Annotated in this window: 4 protein-coding genes and 1 pseudogene; 4 read left to right on the top strand and 1 reads right to left on the bottom strand. The window is 69.5% G+C overall.

What is annotated here, in order from left to right; translation table 11 throughout:
* The 4 genes and pseudogenes from AS93_RS19820 to AS93_RS0118165 form a co-directional block, all read left to right on the top strand.
* Positions 1-203: pseudogene (locus AS93_RS19820) on the top strand (hypothetical protein); the annotation flags it as partial.
* A complete protein-coding gene (locus AS93_RS0118175) occupies positions 203-1,834 on the top strand; it encodes a BatD family protein (RefSeq protein ID WP_027591902.1) in 1,632 nt (543 codons plus the stop codon). The pseudogene AS93_RS19820 and the gene AS93_RS0118175, both read left to right, overlap by 1 nt.
* 77 nt (positions 1,835-1,911) lie before the next feature.
* Positions 1,912-2,337: a hypothetical protein gene (locus AS93_RS0118170; protein ID WP_027591901.1), complete on the top strand. Its 426-nt coding sequence runs from the start codon at positions 1,912-1,914 to the stop codon at positions 2,335-2,337.
* Positions 2,338-2,504: 167 nt separating this feature from the next.
* Positions 2,505-3,263: an SDR family NAD(P)-dependent oxidoreductase gene (locus AS93_RS0118165; protein ID WP_027591900.1), complete on the top strand. Its 759-nt coding sequence runs from the start codon at positions 2,505-2,507 to the stop codon at positions 3,261-3,263.
* Between the two features lie 3 nt (positions 3,264-3,266).
* Here AS93_RS0118165 and AS93_RS19815 read toward each other — a convergent pair.
* Positions 3,267-3,747, bottom strand: a 481-nt coding sequence (locus AS93_RS19815) for a methyl-accepting chemotaxis protein (RefSeq protein WP_037010109.1), incomplete at its 5' end; no start/stop codon positions are given.

The raw sequence follows: 3,747 nt of genomic DNA, 5'->3' as shown, positions 1-3,747 counted from the left end.
CGCCCCGCGAAGCGACTGCCGGAGGCCAGAACGGTGCGGGCACCGGCAACGAGCCGGCAGCCGCCACGGCCGCACAGGCGCCGCTCGACCGGGAGCGCCGCCAGGCCCTGGAACAATGGCTGCGCCAGATTCCCGATGACCCCGCCGAACTGCTGCGCCGCAAGTTCCGCCTCGAACAGCAACAGCGCCAGGAAACCCCGTGATGATGCGAACGCTCTGTCTGGTCTGCCTTCTTCTGCTCAGTGGCGGCGTGCGCGGCGACGAGCTAATGGCCAGCGTGGACCGTCAGCAGATCGCCGAAGGCGATACCGTCGAGCTGACCCTGGAGCTGGGCGGCCTGGCGCTGAGCGGCCAGCCGGACCTGAGCCCGCTGCTGCCGTTGTTCGAGGTGCTCGACAGCCGCCAGGTCAACCGGGTGATCCGCGACGATCAGGGCAGCCGCAGCGCCACCCGCTGGATCCTCACCCTTCTGCCGCGCCGCACCGGCTACGTGGTGATTCCGCCGCTGCGCGTCGGCGAGGCGGTGTCCGCGCCCATCACCCTGCAAGTCAGCGAGGCCAGCACGCCGGACGCCGGGGGGGATCGGTTGATGCCGGTGTTCATCGACGCGAATCTCGACCGCGACAGTGTCTATGTGCAGGCGCAAGCGGTGCTGACCCTGCGCATCTACCATTCCGTGTCGCTGTTCGACGACAGCACCCTGACCCCGCTGCAGACCCCGGAGGCGCGCATCGAGCAGCTCGGCAAGCCGCGCACCTACGAGACACGCATCAACGGCGTGCGCCACGGCGTCATCGAGGTGCGCTACGCCATCCATCCGCTGCGCAGCGGGGAACTGGAGCTGCCCGCCCAGGTGTTCAGCGCCACCCTGGTTGAGCGCAACGATCCGGACACCTTCAACCCGTTCGGCCCACGCAGCGGGCGCACCGTGCAGGTGAGCTCGCCGGTGATTCCCCTGCGGGTCAAGTCGATTCCCGCCGAGTACCCGGCCGACACGCCCTGGCTGCCGGCAACCGCCCTGACACTGGCGGAAAGCTGGAGCGAGACGAGCGAGCCGCTCAAGGTCGGCGACTCGCTGACCCGCACCCTGACCCTGCGCGCTGAGGGCCTGGCCAGCTCCCAGCTGCCGCCCCTGCCGCTCGCCGAGGTTCCCGGCCTGCGCCGCTATCCCGATCAGCCACGGCTGGAAAGCACCCTGGGCGAGACGGGCCTGACCGGTCTGCGCGAACAGCGTGAGGCGCTGGTGCCCACCCAGGCGGGCGAGCTGGAAATCCCCGCGCTGGAAGTGGTCTGGTGGAACCTGGCCAGTGACCGCCTGGAACGGGCCACGCTGCCGGCACGCCACTTCAGCGTGCAGGCCGACCCCCTGCTGGAAGCCCCAGCGGCCTCAGGCGAAACGGACGCTTCCGCCGCACGCCTGTGGCCCTGGCAGTTGAGCACCGCCGTGCTCGGCCTGACCACACTGCTCGGCTTTTCCCTCTGGTGGCATGCCCGCCGCCAGCCGGCGATCCCGCGTACGCTGCCGAGCGCCGCGAACGCGCGCAATCTGCTCGATGAGCTGAGGCGCGCCTGCCAGGCCAACGATCCGCAGGCGACCCGCCAGGCGCTGGATGCCTGGGCCCGCGCCCAGCCGGAAACCCTGGCGGAGATGGCCGCCCGCTGTGTGCCGCTGTCCGATGCCCTAGATGGTCTGAATGGCGTGCTGTACGGCGAGAGCGGCCAGCAATGGGACGGCCAGCAGCTGTGGCAGGCCATCCGCGACCTGCCGCCCCGGCCGGATGGCACGCCCGTCAGCAATGGCAACGGTGGGCTGCCACCGCTATACCCCCGATGACCCGACCGGGTGCCGCCTGCACCTGGGCAATGATGGAGAAATGATTCGTGAACCCTGACGACGCCCTCTGGGCCCAGATGTGCGAGGCCGACGGCCTGGACCCCGCCAAGCGCCTGCAGGCCCGCCAGCAGGTGCTGGACAGCGCCGACGCCCGCGACTGCACCCTGTATCGCTCCGCCGAGGAGGATGATCCGGACACCGAAGAGGAAGACCTCGGCGATGCGCGCATCCTCTTCCAGGGCCCCTTTCAGGCGCCGGCCCACTGGGGCGAGGCCGAGCTGGAGGATTTCTTCGGCGACGAGGACCCCGAGCAGTTCGTCACCGCGCTGATCGAATGCTGCGCCGCACCCAGCACCTCGCAGTTCTTCACCCCCGAGCCGGGCGACTATGTGGCCGTGGTGAACGAACGCGGCCAGGTGACCATGTACTACCTGTACGCCTGCCACGAAGATGACGCCGGCCGCCATTGCGTACTGATCCACGACGATCTGGCGCTGCTGTAGGAGCCCGGTCGTCTGTTGCGGTTTCGCGGGGCTTCGTCCGGCTTTTGTAGGAGCGGCTTCAGCCGCGGTTTTTGATGCGACCCCACCCAGGGGCTCGCAACTGAAGTCGCTCCTACGGGTTCGGCACGGAGGCCCGCAGGTTTTCAGAAAAAAGAGGTTTATCTCCCATGTCCAAGATCATCTTCATCACCGGCGCCACCTCCGGTTTCGGCCGCGCCGCCGCGCGCCGCTTCGCGGCCGCAGGCTGGTCGCTGATCCTCACCGGGCGCCGCGTCGAACGCCTGCAAGCGCTGCAGGAAGAACTCGGCGCACAGGTACCGGTGCACATCGCCGCGCTGGACGTGCGCGACGCCGAGGCGGTGCAGGCCGTGGTCGCGGCTCTGCCGGCCGCCTTCCGCCCGGTGCGTGTGCTGCTCAACAACGCCGGCCTGGCCCTGGCGCCGCAGGCGGCCCAGAACGTGGACCTGGCCGACTGGCACACCATGATCGACACCAACGTTAAGGGCCTGGTCAACGTCACCCACGCCCTGCTGCCAACCCTGATCGAGACCGGCGCCGGTGCCAGCATCATCAACATCGGTTCCACCGCCGGCCAGTGGCCCTACCCTGGCAGCCACGTGTACGGCGCCACCAAGGCCTTCGTCGAGCAGTTCAGCTACAACCTGCGCTGCGACCTGCAGGGCACCGGCGTGCGGGTCACCGACATCGCCCCGGGCATGGCGGAAACCGAGTTCACCCTGGTGCGCACCAAGGGCGACCAGGCGGCCTCGGACCGCCTGTACAACACCACCACGCCGCTGACCGCCGAGGACATCGCCGAGCAGATCTTCTACGTGGCCAACCTGCCGGACCGCATCAACATCAACTTCCTGGAAGTGATGCCCACCCGCCAGGCCTGGGCGGGGTTCGCCGTCGACCGAGACTGACCGCTACGCGGCGCGGAAGCGCGCGACACTGCCCTGCAGGGCGGTGGACAGCTCTCCCAGCCGCCCGGCGGTCTGGTGGTTGCTGGCCACCGCCTCGTCGTTCTCGCCGGTCATGCGGGCGATCAGCCCCACCTGGCGGGCGATTTCCCCGGACGCACTGCTCTGCTCCTTGAGGGCATGGGAGATCTCCGCCACGCGCGATACCACCTGCTGGGCGGCTTCGCTGATCTGCTGCATGGCCTCGCCGGCGCGTCGCGCCCGGCCGACGCCTTCGCCGACCCGCTCCACGCCCTGCTCCATGCTGGTCACCGCCCCGTGGATGCCGTCCTGGATGGAGCGCACCATGTCGGCGATTTCCCGCGCCGATTCGGCGGTGCGCTCGGACAACTGGCGCACCTCGTCGGCGACCACGGCAAAGCCGCGGCCCTTGTCGCCGGCGCGCGCCGCCTCGATGGCCGCGTTGAGCGCCAGCAGGTTGGTCTGC

The sequence above is a fragment of the Pseudomonas sp. RL genome (assembly GCF_000647775.1).
GTDB lineage: Bacteria > Pseudomonadota > Gammaproteobacteria > Pseudomonadales > Pseudomonadaceae > Serpens > Serpens flexibilis.
Note: the sequence above shows the minus strand (reverse complement) of the source record. Positions and strands in the feature narration are given on the sequence as shown.